This is a genomic window from Bacillus marinisedimentorum, assembly GCF_001644195.2.
GTDB classification, from domain to species: Bacteria; Bacillota; Bacilli; order Bacillales; family Bacillaceae_O; genus Bacillus_BL; species Bacillus_BL marinisedimentorum.
In genome coordinates, this window is the sequence record NZ_LWBL02000043.1 from 14,921 (window position 1) to 35,339 (window position 20,419).

Genomic DNA, 20,419 nt, shown 5'->3' on the forward strand with positions numbered 1-20,419 from the left:
AAACAATGGGGCTGAAGTTATGTTTTACCGCGGACAAAAAGGGAAAACAGTAACGATTTCTATGTGTAATAATCAAAAGAGGGAGAGGATGAGAGCATGTTGAACAAGAAAGGATTTCTTCTTACTGCGGTATTTATTCTGGTTATTTCATTACTGGCTTCGCCCGCCCTGGCGAAAAACTATTACAAAGCATCAAAGGAGACGCCGGGAACTTCTGCTTACGAGCATGTTACATACCTTGCCGGTGAGTTTGGGGACCGTCCGGCGGGAACGGAAGATGAGAAACAGACCGCGGCTTACATTTACAACCAGTTTGCGGAACTTGGATATGGGCCCGAGTATCAAGAATTCAATTTTGAACATGATGCGAATCTGGTAGATTCCCAGAATGTGATTGCCGTGAAAGAAGGCAGGTCAGATAAACAGATCATTATCGGCGCTCATTACGATACAGTTGATGGGGTGGAGGGCGTTGATGATAATGGCTCTGGTGTCGGTGTCATGCTTGAAGTCGCCGAAAACTTAAAGGATTTGAAAACACCGTACACAATCAAGTTTATCGGCTTCGGTGCCGAAGAACTGGGATTGGTCGGTTCTGAGCATTATGTTTCACAGATGAGCGAAAATGAGATTGACAATACGGTCGCAATGATTAATCTGGACAGCCTGGCTGCCGGTGACAACATGCATGTATACGGGAATGACGGTGAAGAAGGCTGGGTCCGTGATCTTGCCTTGGATATCGCGAAAAAACGCAAGCTTGATGTCGGCACGAACCCGGGGCTGAATGAGCATTATCCGGCAGGCACGACGGGTGACTGGAGCGACCACGCACCGTTCAAGGAAGCGGGTATCCCTTATGCTTATTTGGAAGCGACCAACTGGGAACTGGGTGACCTGGATGGGTACACACAGACAGAAAAACACGGGGAAATCTGGCATGTGCCTGAAAAGGACAACCTGGAATTTATCCAGGCAGAATTCCCGGGCCGGATTGAAGAACGGCTGAGCACATTCTCCCAATTGCTGACAGAACTTGTCCAGAAAATCAACCATGGAACTGTTGAACGGAATAACGGATAAATGCAAACAAGCTGCTTCCCGCCAAAATGGGAACTGCAGCTTGTTTTGTTTACTAGAGTAATAGACACAGTATCAAAAGTGTTCATTTATAAAGGAGGGAAGGTTCTCATCGGCAAACACGCCGATAAAGCGCATGCCGTCATGCATCGTGAATTTCACACCGTATTCGCTTTTTGGAGCTTCATAAGGATCACTGTATAGAAGGAGTGCTTCCTCAATCAATTGTTTCTCTTCAACTTTCATTGTATTTTTATCGGTGGAATAGTCCTCGAATTTACTTTCCAACGGTTCCGGATAATTGATATCGATTTTTTCTTTAAGCTGGAATATTTCCATGGAAGCAACTTCATCCGCATTCAACCTGGCTTTTTCAAGATAGCCTTTGTCGGCGAGCCACTGTTCAATTTCATCGTGGGCTTTGGCAAAAGCATAGTGATGGCGGTCATCATTCGAAAATAAAAATTCGATGTCCCCCCAGCGTTTCCGCTTATCATTCATTTCATCAACGGAAAGGGACAAGATTTCCCGCTTCAATAAGGCTTTTAAAGCAGATATTTCCTCCTGGTCGACAATCGTGATTCCTTCATCATAACGTTCTACAGGGAGAAACGTTATTTTATCAACCGGCATATCGAGCTGATGCAGCGCGAACCGGTCCCGTTTATACGGCCGGGCTTCAAGGATGGGCTTCAGTTCATACTGGAACATATCAAGCGAAATGGTGTACTCCCTGACTATTTTTTCTCCGTTATTCAAATCATAGGCGATGAATACGGGCCTCAAAGTGGACGGGTGGCCGGATACTTCAGGCTGCCTGGCGGCTATCTGGTCATGAAGGGTGCGGACAGCCTGGATGTACTGTTGGTCATCTGAAAAAGGAGTCCTGTTTTCAGCAATTTTTTGGTGTAATTGATACGCATCTTCGCCAAAATACACACCTGCTATTTCATCAGCGGCAGGTACATTTGACTCATAGCCGAATACATCGGCCTGTACACTGAACAATAAGAGCGCAATGATGGCGGCATAACCGGCAAAACCGCCGGCTGTGCGAAGCTGGAACACCCGCCAGGACTTTTGCAAAACCATATACGCAACAAGGTAGCCGGCGGCAGCGCCGAACAGGTAGCCAAAAACCAGCCAGAATGTATTATATTGCTGGTATTCAGTGAAATACGTACCACCCAAAAGCATGGCGCAAAACGTGACACCGGAAAGAAAAATCGGCCTCAGGAACCGGAATGATAACGGCTGCGTTACAGTTTCAAGGCTGCGGTTCCTATACAGTACAAACCCTGCTAGAAAGAATATAACGATCAGCGCGATATAATAGGCCAGTTCCGCCGATGTCAGAAGATTCTCCGGTCGGATTGAAATGAACCTGATCGCAGGAGACCAATTTTCCACACGGGACGTTTCAATATACCGTTCAGAAAATCCGTACAGGAAGATTTTCAATTGATAGCTTACGAGAAGTGCAAGGCCGGCCGGCAGAAACAGAAAAATGATTGTTAGAATTCCCTGTGCAACAGACATGCCTGTCAACATGCCGACAAACACTGTAAATAAAAAGGAGAACACGCTGATAAGCGTTAGAATAGCGCCCCATTCCAGCAAACTTGAAGGTTGGAGCATCGGTGATACATTCGTTCCCAGCAAAATGAGTGCAGTAATTGCGGCATTCAGCCAGATCGGTATCATAAGGAGCAGAACCCCGCTGGCGGCATGATTTATGTACAATCCTCCACGCCTGATCGGCAGGCTGTGCACCATATCCGCAGCGTCCTTCATCATCAAATAACGGAATAGGAAAATACCGGCTCCGATTGAAACTCCAATTGTTGCCACTGCACTTATTTCAAAACCAGCATCAAAAATATTTTTCAGGTAATGATAGATATGGTCATCGTTTGAAGCCGCCATCAAAAACTGAAGCGGAAAGATAAAAAATAACCCGACAAAAAACAAAAGGCTGATCCAGCCGTGCTGTTTGAAGTCCTGCTTCATAACTCCCCGGTTAAAGAAGGACATTTTCGATTTCATAGCCGATATCCCCCATTTCATAAATAAAAATTTCTTCAAGTGTCAGCGGCAGAAGGTCGAATACAACCGGTTTGACAGGATGGATTATGTTTTCCACCTCGTCTGCATGTCCGCGGACAATTAAAACGAGCACACTGCCCCGTTTCTCTTTATGCATAACATTCAAGCCGCTCATGATCGCCTGTTCCTGTTTTTCTGTATCAATGACAAGCTGGATTTTATGCGTATCCGCCTTCAGGTCATCAAGATCTTTTTCAATGAGGAGACGGCCTTTATGCATGATGCCGATATGATCGCAAATATCCTCGATTTCCCTGAGGTTGTGGGACGAAATGATGATTGTCATCTCCCGTTCGGCGACATCTTGAAACAGCAGGTTTTTTATCTTTTGCCGCATCACCGGGTCCAGTCCGTCGATCGGTTCGTCAAGGATGAGAACATCAGGCATGCAGGAAAACGCAAGCCAGAAGGCAACCTGGCGCTGCATCCCTTTGGAAAGGCGATGAATCTTCCGGTCAGGTTCGATGTTGAATACGTGCTTGAGCCGGTTGAACCGATCCTCATTCCAATTCGGGTAAAAATGCCGGTAAAAGTCAGCCATTTGGGCAACATTCGATTGCGGCAAAAAGTAAAGCGCGTCAGGAATAAAAACCATGCGCTCCTTCAACGCGCTATTCTCATACACCGGTTTCCCGCCGATTGTAATCGAACCGCTTTCCTGTTTGTATATACCGGCGATCAATTTCAGCAGGGTCGTTTTCCCGGCACCGTTCGAACCCAGCAGCCCGTAGATGGAGCCTTTTTTGACAGAAAGATTCAACTCGCCAACAGCTTCCTCTTCTTCAAACGTTTTCGTTACATTTTTCAGGTCAATCACCAGTCAGTCCCCCCTCAGTTCCCTTCAGCGATGCTTCATGATAGAGCTCCAGCAAATCCTCCCGTTTTAAGCCGAGATAGACGGCTTCGTCTACAAGCTTTGCAATCTCTGTTTTTAGTTCCTCAAGTTTTTCCTGATTCGGCATGATTTCCATCGGAGATACAAAGTTCCCCCGGCCCTTGACCGAATAGATGTAGCCCTGGCGCTCCAGTTCCCGATAGGCCTTTTGAATCGTATTGGGGTTTATCGTCAGCTCCCCGGAAAGCGCCCGGACCGACGGCAGCTTTTCATCCGGCTTCAGCACCTGGTGAATGATCAGCTCTTTCACTTTATCGACGAGCTGCTCATAAATCGGTTTCCGGCTTCGGACATCCAGTTCAAACATGTAAGCCTCCCTCTTTTCATTGGTATGTAGTGTGATGGGATGTGCATGTCATGGAAAGCTGTGTTAGGTGTACTATTTATAATAATACACTTAGTATTGTATGCCGGTTTTGAACAGAAGTAAAGAAAAAGTTGGAAATTTTTTAAGTGTGCAAGTTACCAATTTACACGGCGCCGCTTACCGGCAATCAACTTTTCATTTACTGTAAGCGGACTTTATTTCTCCCGCTGGCATTTTAGCAGCTATTTTGAAATACTTGTCTATAGTTATTGTGAGAGAAAACAATTTTGAAAAGGAAGTGGCAGCATGGACAAGGAAATCGGCTTCGTAGGCTGTGGGAAAATGGCACAGGCGATGATCGCAGGAATGATAAATGATGGAATTGTTGCTTCGGATAACATTACGGCAAGCTCAAGGACACATAAAAAGCTTGCAGAAGTAAAAGAAAAACTTGGAATCAGGACGACAGTTGATAACCTGGATGTCGCCCGTACAGCGGACTATTTATTCCTGGCGGTGCCTCCTATCGATTACGGATTGGTCATCAAGGAAATTAAAGATACGGTAAAGGAATCAGTCATTTTGATAACGGTGGCTGCGGGTGTCACGCTGCAGGATGTGGAAAAATCCTTTGCAGGCGGTGTGAAAGTGGTGCGTTCGATGCCAAATACCCCATCCCTCATCGGAGCAGGAATGAGTGCGGTATGTGCAAATGAACACGTAACGGAAAAAGAACTGGAGGAAGTGCTCGGGCTTTTCAGAAGCTTTGGTGAAGCGGCGGTTGTTGCTGAAAGCCAGATGGATGCCGTCCCGGCGGTCAGCGGTTCATCACCAGCCTATGTATATATGATGATCGAAGCGATGGCAGACGGCGGTGTAAAGCAAGGGCTGGCCCGCGATCAGGCATACCGTCTTGCTGCTCAGGCGGTGATGGGTGCCGCACAGATGGTTCTTGAAACAGGTAAGCATCCGGGTGAATTGAAGGATCAGGTTTGTTCACCCGGCGGTGCAACGATTGCGGCTGTTGCCGAGCTTGAGCAGCGTCAATTCCGAGGGGCGGTGCTGGCAGCGATGGATGCATGTACGAAACGGGTAAAGGAACTTGGCGCGGACTGAATAAAGAGAAGCCGGTTTGTCAGGGGATCAGATTGCCGTGCAAAAAAAGCCCGTTTGGCAGCCGGCTTTTCCAGGTGACTTGCTATTATGATATCGGACCTTGGGCGGGCTGCTTATTTTTTTGTTTCTTTTTAACGAAGGTAATGATTCCCATTACTGCCGGGAGGATGAGACCGAAGACCAATTTATAAGAAAGGGTGGAAGCCACCACTGATTGGAAGTAGGCGAAATTTGGATAAACGATTATTGACGTGACCCACACAATAATCCCTATGGGAAAAATAAGCAGATTGCTGCTTTTGAGCCCTGTAAGATAATTAACTCCTTTAACTGTAATATGGAAACAAACAATGAGCTTGAAGAATAATGTTATGATCCAAATCGCCGCCAGCAACACCTCCACACGCTCCAGGAAATCCCCGATGCTAACCTTTTTAGCGAGAATGAAACTTGGGTACAGTACCGTTTCTGCAAAGGCAGATCCGAGTACAAGCGTGATAAAGAGAGGGTTAATAATCAAGATGAATCCTCCGGCGATTCCTCCTATCATAAATGCTTTTCCTGCTTCTTCAGGTGAATAAACAAAAGGAAATAAGGCCAGCAGCAGGAACATTTCGATATAGGGGAATTGCAATACTGCCAATGAACCTTCGAAAATCGCAAGGGCCCCTTCTCCATTGACAGGTGTTAAATTGCTGAAATCAATATCGGGAAGCAGGACCAACATAAAGATGATAATTAATAGAAGCAGGGAGGGGAGAAGGGCTTCTGCCGCCCGTGAATAGGATTCAAGCCCAAGTACGGCTGCATAGAGCACCGGTACCAGGAAAAGTGCATGAATATATTCTTTCGGTGTTTCAATCATAATTTGTGAAACGATGAAATCGCCCAGATTGCTCAAAACCTGCGCTGATAGCAGGAAAACAAAGAACAGATACATTCCTGTAATCACTTTCCCTAAAAATTTGCCGAAAATCTCATCAATAAATTCAAAAAACGTTTTGCCCGGATATGATTTTCCGATATAAATATAAAGAGCTATTACAGCCAATCCCATCAATACCCCGGCAACAGCGGCAATCCATGCATCCTGTTTGGCTGCCTTGATAAGCGGGAGCGGGGTAAGTAGAATGGAACTGCCCGTCACAAACATGAAGACGAGCAGCGTGAACTGGAAGGGCGAAATATGTATTCGATTCGGTTCCATTTTAACCCCCCTTTATGTTCATGAGTTTTAAGAGCCTTTTAGTTACAGGTCCGAAGAAAACGACAATCACATCAGCCGGATTTGGGATTTTTATATCAAAGGCCCGCATTGTCACAAGCCCTAAAGCGAAAAAAAGGAGGGTATAGTATATAATCAGCTCTTTTTTTTGTTTACTCCTGACGAGTGGTTTGGTGACTTTGTAACTTACCAGCACGGCCAGGATGATAATGATAATGAGATCGACCAAGACTATTGCCCTCCTCCGCTTGCGGGTGGCTTGCCGGTGGCTCCGATATGTTGGATGCTTGCATTTACGTTCACTGTTATCTTTGTTTCAGGGTAAATTTCTTCCCACTTTTGTTTGTTTTTTTTCCAGTACTTGGGGTTGTATTTGTGGACAGCTTCTCCGATTCCGATGATATCTGTCTTTTTCTTCGTTTGGACAATTTCAATCAGATGTTCAATTATTTTTTTAGTATGCTTTTCAAATTGTTTCTCCAGTTTTTCCAGTTCCTTATTGTCTGTTAAATCCTTCTCGCACTCGACATTTGCGACATTCCCCTTAATATCAACATTGATGACTGCCTCAGGGACATTATCTTTGATTTCGGTTTTGATCTTGGTGTTATTCTCGAGGACTTCAATTGAAATGATTCCTTTCCCTTCGTCATTGCATTTGATTTGTTCGGAGGTGCTTTTGACGTTGCCCTGCGTATAGTTGTATGCCTTGCTATCCTCTGCCTCCAACCACCCAATCAGCCGGTCTTCTTTAAAAATGCCAAGCTCATTGATAAGCAACTTGGATGAAAGATTCGATTGTTCAAGGCTGCTTAACGTTTCCCCCTCTTCTGGATCTCCTTCGACCAATATACCTGATAAAGCAAGTTCTTTTCCGTCCGACACCAGATCCCCGACCACTTCATCGAGTGTGTATATCGTGCCGACTCCGTTATTTTTACTGGATGCCTCAAGCATTCCGGTAATTTTGAGGGCCGGAACCTCTTCAAGTGAAGTGAGAATGTTCATGGCAGTTTCAGCTCTCTGGTTTTCAGATGTAATCAATAGATAGTAATCCTGGCGGAATTCATGATCCCTCAACATCGGATCAAGAGGCCTGGTTATTCCTTCCCGGGCCAACTCTTCGCCGATCACCACCACCTGGACATGGGTGAAGTACATTTTTCTGGGAGCTTCCCTGGTAAGATTCCTCCAGGCATCGAATAAAGTCTTTCCTTCACCGATGAACGTCTGGACATTTGTCCTTGAGTCTCCGCCTGCCTCTTTGCCGGCAACTTTGCCCGGGTTAATGATTTGCGCGGTAAACTTGTACCCTTCATCTTGTTTATCGATTCCAATGGCCACACCAATAGCCAGTTCATTCAATTCCCGTCGATTCCAGCATCCGGTCAGGAAGACGGCAGCTGCCAAAATGATCAGAATTATTTTTCGATATCGGGTCATTTATATGCCACCTCCTGAAACGGTCTATTCTTTATTCGTCTTTTCATTTACTTGCAGCCGTGTCTTATTTTCCTGGCTGACAAGCCTTGGCCTGGTTCGCAGGAACTTAAGCGGCAAGTGAAGAACTGTATCCTTCTGGTCAGTCATGTTAAAAGGTGCGAGCGGTGTCAGGTAAGGTACACCGAACGAACGCAACCCTGACAAGTGCAGCACGAGGAGGAAAATTCCGACTGCAATCCCGAACAGGCCAAATGAAGCGGCAAGGAACATGAAACCGAAACGAAGCGCGCGGATGCTGATTGCCAGGTTGTATGCCGGGAAAACGAATGATGCGATAGCTGTTATGGAGACGACGATAACCATAGCAGGGGTGACGAGTCCCGCCTCAACCGCAGCCTGGCCGATGACAAGAGCACCGACAATGGAAATCGCCTGGCCGACTGCTCTCGGCATCCGGACTCCGGCCTCCCGGAGAATTTCAAACGTGAGTTCCATCAATAGCGCTTCGACAAAAGCAGGAAACGGCACACCTTCACGCTGGGCAGCGAAGTTGATGATAAGCTGTGTCGGAAGAAGTTCCTGGTGGAATGTTTTAACTGCGACAAATATCGATGGGCTCAAAAGCGCCAGGAAAAACGCCAGGAAACGCAGCATACGCATGAGCCCAAAATCCGACCGCTGATAATAGTCTTCTGCAGCTTGCAAAAATTGCGGGAACAGGGCCGGAACGAGCAGCACATATGGTGTTCCTTCCACAAGAATTGCGACCCGTCCTTCGAGCAATCCGGAAGTGACGACATCCGGCCGTTCAGAGTTAAAAATGGTCGGGAACGGCGAAAATGTACTGTCCTGGATCAGTTCTTCAATATTCGCACTTTCAATAATACCGTCGATATCAATTTTATCGATCCTGTTTTGTACTTCCTCAACGATCTTTTCGTTCGCAATCCCGTCAATATACATAATGGAGATTTTAGTCTTCGTATATCGTCCGACCACCTTCATATCGCTTCTCAAGTGTGGGGTTTTCAGCCGTTTTCGGACCAGGCTTTTATTCGTGATCAGGCTTTCAGTGAACCCTTCATGGGGCCCCCGGACAACATTCTGGGACTTGGGTTCACTGATGGCCCGCTCGGGAAGGTTTATTGTCGTTACACAAAGAGCTTTATTTAAATGGTTCAGCATCAGAACCGTATTTCCGCTGAGAAGTGAAGAAAGGAGCTGGCCGAACTTTGTGACATACTCAAAGTTCCCGCCGATTGTCAGCGCTTCTTCGATATATTCGAATGAATCGCCGGAATGATCTATGTGAGGTTTTGATGCAAGAGGCTCGATAACGAACTTCGAGACTTTTTCAGCATCTGCCAGTCCTTTGATATACAGCACATTCACATAAGGCTGTTCCGGAAGGCCGATTTCAATTTTCCTTATGATTAAGTCACCGGTATGGCCCAGGCTTTCTTTTATGAAAGAAAGGTTTTCATCCATTGATTCGCTGAGGAGGCCATAGTCCGTTCCGCTCAGATCGTCGATTTCTGTAATAGGGTCTTCACGGGGATAGTTTTCATTTTGTTGCATCTTCTTTTTGAAAAAGCCCATGGGACGCGAACCTCTTTCCTCTCTTTTTATGTAATGTTTGAGTATACAGGCATTAATATGCATGCCAGCCAGTTTTTGAAAAAAGGCCAGCTTAGGTTCTTCAGTAAAAACAACAAGTATAAAAAATGGCGGCTTTAACGGTATAATGGATTTCAAGAAGAGGAGCGCATTCAGCTGGCCCAAAACGACAGGGGGAGTTAGATGAAAAGGGGCTATGGAATATATCAATCACCGATCGGCCCGATTTTAGTTGTGGCAGATGAAGTTGGGGTAAAACGCATCGAACTATTCGAAGAAGACTGGCAGGTCTATCTGGACCGCCATCCGGAGCTTGAAGAAGACAGCAAGCTGTGTGAAGCGGCCATCATGCAGCTTGATGAATATTTTCAGGGGAAAAGAGTCACCTTCACGGTTCCGCTTTCCATCGAAGCGACCCCGTTCAGACAACAAGTTTGGCATGCACTCGAACAAATCCCATATGGTGAGACGAGAAGCTATGCGGATATTGCCGAAGCCATCGGGAAACCGAAAGCAGTGAGAGCAGTCGGACAGGCAAACCGTGCCAATGCATTGCCGATCATCATTCCGTGCCATCGCGTGATCGGCAAGAATGGCAGCCTCGTTGGTTATGCGGGCAGCCGCACGGGGGTGAAGGAAGAGCTGTTGGCGCTGGAGCGTGGGAATTCCGTTACGTGATAGAAAAGGATTGGAATAAAAAAAGGAGACGAATGATGCGTCTCCTTTTATTTCACAGTGAACCTTACGATGACAGGGAATTTCAGGTTTCTGCCGTTTGGTGCTTTAATCGTTTTATCAACATAGAGAAAATAAGTTCCGCCTGAAACATATCCTTGAGGCGGCGCTTTTACGGTAATGCTTTCGCCATCCGGGTTAAGAGAAGCAGAAAGGCCGTTGACAAAAGATCCATTTCGGCGGATAAACACATTCCGGTCAGAAATGGTTGCTGCGTCTATATCGCGTGTAAATGTGATGAGGAAACTTTTATTTCGATCGACATTCAGCAAAGACTGGAACTCAACTAGCCCGAGAGCATTTTGCAGATTGTTAAGCTGCAATGTCAGGCCAGCCTTTTCTTCTGCCTCAGGCAGCAGGCTTATGACATGGCGTGCAGTATCGTAATCCCACAGCTTGCGGGTCTCATCAGCAAGGGCAAGGCTGTTGACAGCACGTTCGATTGTATCGAGCAATTCTTCATCGGAAGGCTGCTGATCCATATTTTTGTATTGGGCCATTCCGTATCCATACCAGGTATCTCTTCCAGGCGCTCCAAGGTCTTTGGCATATCCGGTAAGCTCACTCCGAAGCTGCTGACTCGACTTGCCGGGATATTTTTGTTTTAAAACAGCCATTATTCCCGAAATATGCGGTGCAGCCTGGGAAGTGCCGCTTGTGGATGCATACCGGCTGTTAAGGTAAGTACTGACGACATTTACACCGGGAGCCGTAAATTCGACTTCAGCTCCCGTTGAAGAAAAGGAACCTCTATTAAATGAACGGTCTACGGCTGAAACAGCAATCACACTATTATATGCGGCAGGATAAGTAACCGTATTCCCGGTTCCGGAAGCATCGCCGGTGTTTCCGCTTGCTGACACAAGGATGATTCCCTGCTGATTCGCTTTGTCAACAAGATCCCGGAATACACGGGCATCCGTATCTGTACCCAGGCTTAAATTGATGATATCCATTTTATTTGCAATCGACCAATCGATGCCTTCAAGGATATCAAGCAAATTCCCTTCACCCTGCTTGTCCAGAGCTTTGACAGCATACAGTTTTACGCCGGGCGCCACACCTGCAATGCCTGTGTTGTTTCGCCTGGCACCGATTATTCCGGCTACATGGGTGCCATGTCCGTGGTCATCGGTCCATTTGGCCGTATAGCTTACAGTTGAGACACCGCCGGCAATAGATAAATCAGGGTGCTGGGCAATGCCTGAGTCTATGACAGCAACTTTTATCCCGGAGCCATCAAAGCCTTCATCCCAGGCAGCTGGTGTCTTAACGGCCTGCAGGCTCCACTCCGATTCTTCCGGCGGTACAGTGCCGCCTGTACTGCTCGCATGTAGTTTGGTTTGATCGATTGTCTCAAACGGCGTACTTACCAATTCTACAGAAGTATTGACATCTATATAATCGATATCGGGATCAATGGAAAACCTGTCGATTTCCTTTTGCGTCAATGCTACGGTAACAGCTTGAAGCGACTTGAATTGATGGATTGGTTCCCTGCCGTCTTGGAGCAGTTTATTCAGTCCCTGTTCATTGTTATAAACAGCCACAACTTCTAGTTTTACAGGCTGATGTGCCGCAGCGGCAGCTGATTCGTTTTCAGCGTTTTTGCTGTTCTCCGGGTCAGGTTCTCCGGTTGTTTCCACGGCAGCAGCTATACTTGATGAACGACTGGAATGATCTGTTTCTTGGATCTCATCATGTGAAAGAGCGGATGTTTGTTTTGCAGTCCGGGGTTCTTTCTGCACAGTTTGCTGAGAACCGCGAAAGCTTTCTGCGGTTGTTTCCAGATGGCGGGTAACAATCTGCTTACCCGGGGCATAGGAAACTGGTTTCTTATCTGGCGACGGGCCGGTGAAGACGAGTCCGGAAACGATCAGTCCGGCAAATAATAAAACCAGAAAAGAAAAAACCGTCAATTTATGCAATGAAGTAAACAAAAAATCAATCCTCTCTTGAACAACAGTGTATGATTAGGAAAGAAACGATATAAACAAAGATTAGAGCTTGTTTTCATTATAAAACGGCTGGCAAATAACGGGTAGTGTTTTTGACAACAAACGGGTAATAATGGTATATATTGAGTGTTTTTCAGGAGGGATAACAATGGGAAACGGAACCGTCCGCGCTGATATCCAACCGGGCCAGGAAGTGGATATCGTATTGAAACAGGATCAAAAAACCGGAAAAACGACCCGCGGGATTGTGAAGGATATTTTGACGAAATCCCCGAACCATCCGCACGGCATAAAAGTACGCCTGGAAAGCGGACAGGTCGGAAGGGTGAAAACAATCCATCAGTAAGGATGAACTTACGAAAAGAAAGGGATTTTTATAGATGACAAACGATGCATCATTTACAGCAGAACTGAAGGACTTTTTAAGAGCGAACTGGGAGGGAAGCGGATTTTCTGAACCGACCCCTGTCCAATCCAAAGCGGTTCCAGTCATATTGGACGGTATGGATGTCATTTGCGAATCACCGACCGGGACAGGGAAGACGCTGGCTTACCTGCTGCCGATTCTGGATAAAATCAATTCTGAGAGTAAAAAGACGCAGGCGGTGATACTCGCTCCATCCCGGGAACTGGTCATGCAAATCCACGAAGAGATTCAAAAGTGGAAGCAGGGGACCGAAATAACAAGTGCGGCATTCATAGGCGGGGCAAACGTGAAGAAGCAGCTGGAAAAACTGAAGAAACACCCGCAAATTGTAACCGGCACGCCGGGGAGGATCCAGGAGCTCATCAAGATGAAAAAGCTGAAAATGCATGAAGTGAAGCTGATTGCAGTTGATGAATTTGATATGCTTGCGTCTTCCGAACATTCCGGCAGCCTGCAGGCCATCATCAAATCGACATTGAAAGACCGGCAGCTTGTCTTTTTCTCGGCGACGTTGCCTGAGGCGGCCAGAGAACAGGCGGAAAAGCTGATGGATGATCCTGAATTGATCCGAATCCGTTCAGGCCAGGAGATGCCGAATACGACTGAGCATTTGTATTTGCCGGTCGAACGGAGGGACAAGGTCGATACGCTGCGCAAGCTTGTGAATGACAGGGCAGTCAAAGGCCTCGTATTTGCCAACAACCGCGAAACGCTTGGTGAAATTGAGTCAAAGCTCCGCTATAAGCACGTCCCATTCGAAGTGCTGGACGGCGAATCATCCAAAGCCGAAAGGGAACGCGCGATTAAAAGCTTCAGGACAGGTGATGTCAGCCTGCTTCTCGCGACTGATGTAGCGGCAAGAGGGTTGGATGTCGAAGGCATTACCCATGTCTTCCACTTCGACTTCCCGAGTACCGCCAATCAATACATCCACCGGTCCGGCCGCACCGGCCGCATGGGGGCGAAAGGCACGGCCGTTTCGCTTGTTACCAAACGTGAAGAAAGCTTCGTGAATAAAATGGCCCGCGAGCTCGGTGTGGAATTCAAGGAACAGGAGATGCACAGGGGCCGGATGGTTGATGCAGGAAGGCACCAGGGGAAAAGATAGGTTTATTTTGGGTGAAAAAAGCGGCTGTGCATTCAGCCGTTTTTTATTGGGCAAGAAAATTTTCAGGCAAGATCAGTGTCCAGCTCCAGGCGCCAGCGGCTATCGCCAAAGGCGGTGATCCAACCCGGAAGGAAACCGCGCCTTCCAGAGCCGGACAGGGCTCGGTTTGGTGTAAAACGCCCTCGCCTTGGCGTGAAAATCGGACCGAACGGCGTGAAACCATTGATTTGGCGTGAAAAAACATGCGTTCAGCGTGAATTATCTTCAAATCGGCACGAAATGTTAACACTTCCGTGTGAAAAGAAGGGGATATGGCGTGAAAACGAAGAAGCCAAAGCGGTCAAGCGCGAAAACTTCGGTATAAGGCGTGAAACAATCTGTCTTCAGCAAGAAACGTCCCTACTTTGGCGTGAAACGCCAGGCAGGATGAAGACTTCCGCCGGCTGCACCCGACTCTTTTTATTAAATCTAGCAACTTAGCAGCCGATACCATGATTTTTCCGTCAAACTAAGCTATTTGCTCTCTCATTTACCTCCGGCGACACTCACTGCCTAACCAGTAAGGCGCGAGATTCCTGCAAGCCCACCACTATCCGGATCATACCTGCTCCGCTCCAAATTATGCACCATAGTCTATCGCCCAATATCTGCTTCAGCTCCAAGTTAAATGTCGACCATACTCCAGGTTTTGGCCCATTCCCAGACTCAACAGGAAAAAAATGTGCAGGCCCATTTCCAGGCGCCTCTTGCAATCCAATCCGTAAACGCATACAATTAAAATAACAATTCTGACAAGGAGGTGGGGAAGAGATGAATCGTTCTGTAATGAATCGCGGGCAGGAGATGGATTTTCTGTATTTGTGCCGTGCGATTTTTCATGATCAGTCTGCTGACGGGATACGTATGCCCTTTTTCAGCAACTGAATCATGGTAACAGAACGATAAGAGGTCTCTTTACCCGCCAATATTGATGACGGTAATGAAAGAGGGCATCTTTGCCCTCTTTTTTTCGTACATCCATCCGGCTTGTCCGGGGGTGTACAGCAGCCGTGGGTGAGTGTATGCTCTCCTGCGGCTTTTTTTATTTCACTTATACGGCCAACAAAGAAAGGAAGATCCGATATGATTACATGCAATACAAGAGAAATCAGTAAAATGTACGGGGGCAACCTCGTTTTTGAAAAGCTTTCGGTAGAAGTACACGAACATGACCGAATCGGCCTCGTCGGCCGAAACGGCAGCGGCAAAACAACGCTGTTCAAGCTGCTGTCCGGAACGGAAACACCGGACAGCGGGCAAATCCACTGGAAAAAGGGCCTTACCCTTGGATATCTATCACAAATACCTGACTATCCAGACGGAATGACCGCGAAAGAAGTGCTACTGACCGCTTTTTCTGAATTGACTAATATGGAGGAAAAAATGAAAGATCTGGAAGGGAAGATGGCGCAGGAAAAGGACAGCGGCAAGCTGGAACGTTTCATTTCTGCCTACGGGGACTTGCAGGAGCAATTCACGATGCTGGGTGGATACGAAATCGAGTCGGATGTGAATAAAGTCGCCGGCGGCCTGCAAATCACAGGTCTTCTGGATAAACCGTTCAGCTTGCTGAGCGGGGGGGAAAAAACAAAGGTCGGCCTCGGCTTGATCCTGCTCAAGAAGCCGGGTCTCCTCCTGCTTGATGAACCGACCAACCACCTGGATCTAATGGCAGTGGAGTGGCTCGGGCAGTTTCTATGTGACTATACCGGCACAGTTGTCATCATTTCACATGACCGTTACTTCCTTGATGAAGTCGTCAATAAGATTGTCGATCTCGAGGATGGTGAGATTCATACGTATCACACAAATTATTCAGGCTTTGTGAAGGAAAAAGAAGAGCGGCTGCTCCGTGAGTTCCAGGCCTATCAAGAACAGCAGAAAAAAATCAAGAAGATGAAAGAAGCGATCAAGCGCCTGAAGGAGTGGGCCAACCGTGCCAATCCGCCGAACGAAGGACTTCACAAGCGGGCGCGGAATATGGAACGGGCACTCGAAAGGATGGAGAAGCTGAGCCGTCCTGCCCTCGACCGCAAAAAAATGGGCATCCAGCTTGAAGCGGCAGACAGGAGCGATAAAGATGTGATTGAAATGAGAGATGCCGCAAAGTCATTCGGAAACAGGGAGCTGTTCAAACAGGCAAACCTGCTGCTGCAATTCAGGGAACGGGCGGTGATTGTCGGAGAGAACGGCACAGGTAAATCGACGCTTCTTAAAATGATTCTTGGTGAAATGGAACCTGACAGCGGCACGGTCCGGCTCGGCAGCAATGTAAAAGCCGGTTATTTGTCGCAGCATGTTTATGATCGCGAAAAGGATGTCACGGTGCTTGAAGCTTTCCGTGAACAAGTGGCGGTGACGGAAGGGCATGCCAGGCATATACTGGCCAGGTTCTTATTTTACGGCCATGCGGTTTTCCGCAGGGTGAACCAGCTCAGCGGCGGGGAGCGGATGAGGCTCCGGCTTGCTCAGCTCATGTACCAGGATATCAACCTGCTCATTCTGGATGAGCCGACAAATCATCTTGATATTGAGTCGCGCGAGGTTCTTGAGGAGGCGCTTGAGGATTTCAACGGCACCTTGCTTGCCGTATCACATGACCGCTATTTTTTAAATAAACTTTTTGAAAAGATATACTGGATAGAGGCTGGAAGCCTGCACTCATTTGGCGGGAATTACAGTTGGGCGCGCGCCAAGATGGAGGAAAAAAGAGAAAAGGAAGCATCTGCAAAGGAAAGAGGAACCTCAAAACCGGCCCATGCTGTTAACGCTGGGCAGATATCCGTAAATAAAGGCAAGACACCCGAAGAACTGGAAAGCAGCTTAGAGGAAATTGAAATAAGGCTGTCAGCACTGAATGGTGAAATGGCTGAGGAACAGAATGTGGAGCGCCTTCATGTACTTCAGCTCGAAAAAGAAAAGCTTGAAGGCATGGAAGAAGAGCTGTTTGCCGAACTGGAAAAACTGATGGAAACAAACATATAGAAGCCGATAAATTAGGTGAAGCAAAGAAGCGTACGGTTCTCATCAGAGAGGTACGCTTCTTTTTCAGCTTATCATTTTTTCATTTCCATTCGATTTGCTGTGTACCTGCTGGCATTTTGCCTGTAAGCAGCGGATTTGTATTTGTGTCCTGTATGATGATATCAACGTCATACTGATTGTAAACCGTCGCATATCCCCCCTCAAGCTGTTCACTGTCAACGGTTTTCTTTGAAATTTCCAACAGCACCTGCCCGACAATTTCTTCAGCTTGTGACTCATCAGTGGCGGAATCGGCTTGAAAGATGAGCGTGATTTTTTGGTCATCAAGATCCGTATTCACAAGTGCAATCGGCTCGCTGGTTTCATAATCAGCCTTAACTTTGCCCAGCGTTGATTCGGTGATGGCAAGGGAATCAGCGAGCTGTGTGCCTCTGCTTGCATCGGCCTCATTTCCGGTAATCTCACCGGGGGTTTCTGTTTTCTTTTCCTGATTACATGCTGTTAAAAGCCAAAATGACAGAAAAGCGGCAGCGAGCATAATCAGCAGCTTTTTCACATTTTTCATTCCTTTCATGTTATCTCGTTAGTTATAAGGCGAAAAGAAACTGAAAACGTTACAGCAATTTTAAAAAAGCTCCATCAAACGGGTTGCTGATTCAGTTCGGCACTCGCTATCCGCAAGGAATCCTGGAGCCTCTTCAGCGTCACATACACTCTCCCCTGGTCCGCTATCCCTGCAACGAGAAAAAGTGGGTGCATTTTCGAGGTGCCCCAATCGTCATCGAAAAATAAGAAAACAGCCTGGAATCCTGACGTGACCAGGCTTCAGGCTGTTTAATGAGTTCGCTGGATGTTCAGGATTTTTTTCAGGGAAAAATTATTGGCCCTGATTCCTCAGCTCTTCCAGCTTATCTGCATATGCTTGCACTTTTTGATCGATTCTCTCGACTTCTTTGTCGATCTCTTCCCTCTTTTTTGCTTGCTCATCTTCAACCATGCTCAGCAGCAATTGTTTCCGTTCTTCATTCATTGTGGTCAATTTCTCTGAAAGTCCGTCGGAAATCATATCCTCATTTTTCATCATCCGTATTGCATGCAGCATACGGGATGTTTCGGTTTTAACGGCCCCGGTAAGCGTCATGGCTGCTTTGTCGATGTTCAATTTTTGAAAAGAGATGGCAAATGTCCCTTTTGGAGATTGCCTTCTTACACTATGGATATCAACCCACCGGGGCACCCATTTTTTAGTCATTTGATCGTTCAGTTCTTCGGGACTATCGGCTGGGAGATACTCGCCGTTTCCTGCTGCAGCAACTTCTTTCAGCTGGTTTTCCGCCTCCTGATCGACATCGAATCCGATAATGTTCACGTTACGGCCATCGTTGGCTTCTGCAAACTTTTTGGCTTCTTCAATCGGATTGCCATCACAGGTTTCCGCGCCATCGCTCACGATGTAAATGGTAAGATCCCCATTGTATTGGCTGCCCGCTTCGCCTGCTTTTTGAATGGCGGCAGCCAGGGGCGTCCAGCCTTTTGCATCGACATTGGCGACAGCCTTATAAAACTGCTCTTCGTTGTAATCCTGCATGGTATATATTTCTTCGATCCCATTGCAGGAAACGGTTTTATCCTTATCCGCCTGGGTGCCTTTATGGCCGTATACAAACAGTGACATCTCATTATCACTGCCGATCGTTTTTGCGAAACTTCTGACCGCCCGCTTGGCCGTCTTCATTTTTTGTTCGCCCTTCACATCAAGCAGCATACTGGAGCTTGCGTCCAATAAAATGATCGCCTTTCCTTTCTCTTGCTGATTAACTTCCGGGGAGCCAATCAATTGATCGAGTTCGGGAAACATCGGTTCATCAAAGTCCGGCTCAATCCCTGCCAGGTCATTTGCCGCGCTGGCATAGGCATTACTTCCGAGATGGTAAAGGAGAGCCTTGTATAATTGGCCGGGATCGTCTGTCATCTCTGCTGTTTCAGCTAATTTTCGCTTTGTTTCTTCTTCAATTCCTTTTAGGGCATTAACCGGAGCCCAGTGGGAGGTTTCATCTTCAAAACTGAATTCTGACGTGAGAATTCCCGGTTTTGAATTTTGCAGGTCTTCGATGGTTTCCTGGAGGATCATGTCATTGATGGGAACAAGTATTTCAGAATCTTCACTGTCACTGCTGCTGTCCTGTCCGGCCTCGTTTTCACTCACTGTCCCCTTAACTTGTTCGTCAGGCTTCTGTTCATCAACTGCTTCATTGCTGCAAGCCCCTGTAACAAAAATCATCAAGGCTGCAAGCAAAAGCTTTCTGGCTTTCAAAGCATGCACCTCTTTCCAATGACGAATTAGTATGTATTTTTATATCTAAAATATAGTTTAACTGTAAGGTATTTCCTGAACAAGTTTAAAGCTCCCGCTTCTTTTCAAATGAGAGAAAGGAATTATTTTATATATATAGAATCAGGAGGACATGGGATTTTAATTTGATGTTAGCGGAAGGCGGGAAGCTGAATTGGAAAAAATTTATACGGAGATGGCGGGACTTTCACTGGAAAAAGCCCGCATTGATGACCTGGCAAATATTCAGGAACTGCTCGTCCAGGCCGGGAAGTGGCTTCAGGAAAAAGGTCTTGAACAGTGGGATTACTATGTTCACGACATTGATGGAAATACGGCGGACGTGATTGAATCAATCGAAAGGGGGAGTACGTATCTTCTAAAGGACGGCCTAGTGAACGCGGGCACAATTACAGTTGAGACATCACCGGGTGAGTGGGACCGTGGAGTATGGGAGGAAGAAGCTTCCGGTGCTGATGCAGCATATGTTCACAGGCTTGTTGTGAACCGTTTCTATGCCGGCCGGGGAATCGGCGAAAAACTCCTGAACTGGGCTGAAGACCATGCGGAACAACAGGGGAAAACACGGCTTCGGCTCGATTGCCTCGCTTCAAACGAATCACTTAATGCCTACTACAAGCGAATCTTTCCCTTCAAAGGGGTATCACCCTATTTCGGCGGTCACAGCAAATATGAAAAGAGGATCGGCAAGCCGGTTTGATTGCCTGGCAATTGCCAGGCAATTGCCAGGCATTATTTGCAACTAGCTATTGCCAATTGGTGGTAGTTTAGATTCTACCTCAAACTCCTTCTTGCTCATTTCGAAGTTTAGTAGTGAGAGGAGGAGTTGTAATGAAAAAATTACTGAGTATTTTATTTGCAGCAATTCTTGTTTTTGGCATGCTTCCAGGTTCTACTTCAGCACAAACCTATACTTTCAACAGCTGGAGCGAGCTGGAGAAGTTTCTGGCCCAATACGACATAAAATTGAAGGATGTATTTGGCGATTATTATCAAAGCCGTCAGTCAGTAGAGAAGGAAGAACC

General features: G+C 46.9%; 19 protein-coding genes. 9 read left to right on the forward strand and 10 right to left on the reverse strand.

What is annotated here, in order from left to right; genetic code table 11:
- Positions 1-96 precede the first annotated feature (96 nt).
- Positions 97-1,083 (forward strand): M20/M25/M40 family metallo-hydrolase, encoded by a 987-nt coding sequence (locus A4U59_RS12965; RefSeq protein ID WP_070120999.1) that lies wholly within the window; start codon positions 97-99, stop codon positions 1,081-1,083.
- 72 nt (positions 1,084-1,155) lie between these two features.
- On the opposite strand, the gene A4U59_RS12970 is transcribed toward A4U59_RS12965, so the two are convergent.
- Genes A4U59_RS12970 through A4U59_RS12980 form a run of 3 tightly spaced genes read right to left on the reverse strand, consistent with a single transcriptional unit; the run spans position 1,156 to position 4,388 of the window.
- Positions 1,156-3,126 carry a hypothetical protein gene (locus tag A4U59_RS12970; RefSeq protein WP_070121000.1) on the reverse strand — a complete coding sequence of 657 codons (1,971 nt, stop codon included), beginning with the start codon at positions 3,124-3,126 and terminating at the stop codon, positions 1,156-1,158.
- Positions 3,101-4,003, reverse strand: coding sequence for an ABC transporter ATP-binding protein (locus tag A4U59_RS12975; RefSeq protein ID WP_070121001.1), 903 nt, complete (start codon positions 4,001-4,003; stop codon positions 3,101-3,103). Before A4U59_RS12975 ends, A4U59_RS12970 begins: the two co-directional genes overlap by 26 nt.
- A complete protein-coding gene (locus A4U59_RS12980; protein WP_070121002.1) occupies positions 3,996-4,388 on the reverse strand; it encodes a GntR family transcriptional regulator in 393 nt (130 codons plus the stop codon). Before A4U59_RS12980 ends, A4U59_RS12975 begins: the two co-directional genes overlap by 8 nt.
- A gap of 306 nt (positions 4,389-4,694) precedes the next feature.
- Between A4U59_RS12980 and proC the strand changes: the two genes are divergently transcribed.
- On the forward strand, positions 4,695-5,504 hold the full coding sequence (proC, locus tag A4U59_RS12985) for a pyrroline-5-carboxylate reductase (protein WP_070121003.1): 810 nt from the start codon (positions 4,695-4,697) through the stop codon (positions 5,502-5,504).
- Positions 5,505-5,589: 85 nt separating this feature from the next.
- Here the strand turns inward: proC and A4U59_RS12990 are convergent, their stop codons facing one another.
- The 4 genes from A4U59_RS12990 to A4U59_RS13005 are packed head-to-tail and all read right to left on the reverse strand — an operon-like array spanning position 5,590 to position 9,750.
- Complete coding sequence (locus A4U59_RS12990) at positions 5,590-6,711, reverse strand: GerAB/ArcD/ProY family transporter (RefSeq protein ID WP_070121004.1); 1,122 nt, start codon at positions 6,709-6,711, stop codon at positions 5,590-5,592.
- Between the two features lies 1 nt (position 6,712).
- A complete protein-coding gene (locus A4U59_RS12995; protein ID WP_070121005.1) occupies positions 6,713-6,958 on the reverse strand; it encodes a hypothetical protein in 246 nt (81 codons plus the stop codon).
- Positions 6,959-6,960: 2 nt separating this feature from the next.
- Positions 6,961-8,172, reverse strand: coding sequence for a Ger(x)C family spore germination protein (locus tag A4U59_RS13000; RefSeq protein WP_070121006.1), 1,212 nt, complete (start codon positions 8,170-8,172; stop codon positions 6,961-6,963).
- 24 nt (positions 8,173-8,196) lie between these two features.
- The gene (locus tag A4U59_RS13005) at positions 8,197-9,750 is read right to left on the reverse strand and encodes a spore germination protein (protein WP_070121086.1); all 1,554 of its coding nucleotides are present in this window, start codon (positions 9,748-9,750) and stop codon (positions 8,197-8,199) included.
- Between the two features lie 222 nt (positions 9,751-9,972).
- Between A4U59_RS13005 and A4U59_RS13010 the strand changes: the two genes are divergently transcribed.
- Positions 9,973-10,467 carry a methylated-DNA--[protein]-cysteine S-methyltransferase gene (locus A4U59_RS13010; RefSeq protein WP_070121007.1) on the forward strand — a complete coding sequence of 165 codons (495 nt, stop codon included), beginning with the start codon at positions 9,973-9,975 and terminating at the stop codon, positions 10,465-10,467.
- A 47-nt stretch (positions 10,468-10,514) separates the two neighbouring features.
- Here A4U59_RS13010 and A4U59_RS13015 read toward each other — a convergent pair whose 3' ends face one another.
- A complete protein-coding gene (locus tag A4U59_RS13015; protein WP_070121008.1) occupies positions 10,515-12,464 on the reverse strand; it encodes a S8 family serine peptidase in 1,950 nt (649 codons plus the stop codon).
- A 166-nt stretch (positions 12,465-12,630) separates the two neighbouring features.
- Between A4U59_RS13015 and A4U59_RS13020 the strand changes: the two genes are divergently transcribed.
- The 5 genes from A4U59_RS13020 to abc-f all read left to right on the forward strand — a co-directional run bounded on the left by A4U59_RS13020 (position 12,631) and on the right by abc-f (position 17,041).
- Positions 12,631-12,828, forward strand: a complete 198-nt coding sequence (locus A4U59_RS13020; RefSeq protein WP_070121009.1) for a YwbE family protein — start codon at positions 12,631-12,633, stop codon at positions 12,826-12,828.
- A 34-nt stretch (positions 12,829-12,862) separates the two neighbouring features.
- Positions 12,863-14,017, forward strand: a complete 1,155-nt coding sequence (locus A4U59_RS13025; RefSeq protein WP_070121010.1) for a DEAD/DEAH box helicase — start codon at positions 12,863-12,865, stop codon at positions 14,015-14,017.
- An 11-nt stretch (positions 14,018-14,028) separates the two neighbouring features.
- Positions 14,029-14,253 (forward strand): hypothetical protein, encoded by a 225-nt coding sequence (locus tag A4U59_RS21785; protein ID WP_070121011.1) that lies wholly within the window; start codon positions 14,029-14,031, stop codon positions 14,251-14,253.
- 574 nt (positions 14,254-14,827) lie between these two features.
- Positions 14,828-14,941: an RAxF-45 family protein gene (locus A4U59_RS22410; protein ID WP_281183666.1), complete on the forward strand. Its 114-nt coding sequence runs from the start codon at positions 14,828-14,830 to the stop codon at positions 14,939-14,941.
- Positions 14,942-15,139: 198 nt separating this feature from the next.
- On the forward strand, positions 15,140-17,041 hold the full coding sequence (gene abc-f, locus A4U59_RS13035; protein ID WP_070121012.1) for a ribosomal protection-like ABC-F family protein: 1,902 nt from the start codon (positions 15,140-15,142) through the stop codon (positions 17,039-17,041).
- 79 nt (positions 17,042-17,120) lie between these two features.
- Here the strand turns inward: abc-f and A4U59_RS13040 are convergent, their stop codons facing one another.
- Together A4U59_RS13040 and A4U59_RS13045 are read right to left on the reverse strand one after the other, a co-directional pair.
- Positions 17,121-17,606 (reverse strand): hypothetical protein, encoded by a 486-nt coding sequence (locus tag A4U59_RS13040; RefSeq protein ID WP_169823962.1) that lies wholly within the window; start codon positions 17,604-17,606, stop codon positions 17,121-17,123.
- Positions 17,607-17,918: 312 nt separating this feature from the next.
- A complete protein-coding gene (locus A4U59_RS13045) occupies positions 17,919-19,355 on the reverse strand; it encodes a vWA domain-containing protein (RefSeq protein WP_070121014.1) in 1,437 nt (478 codons plus the stop codon).
- Positions 19,356-19,548: 193 nt separating this feature from the next.
- Between A4U59_RS13045 and A4U59_RS13050 the strand changes: the two genes are divergently transcribed.
- On the forward strand, positions 19,549-20,094 hold the full coding sequence (locus A4U59_RS13050) for a GNAT family N-acetyltransferase (RefSeq protein WP_070121015.1): 546 nt from the start codon (positions 19,549-19,551) through the stop codon (positions 20,092-20,094).
- Positions 20,095-20,419 lie beyond the last annotated feature (325 nt).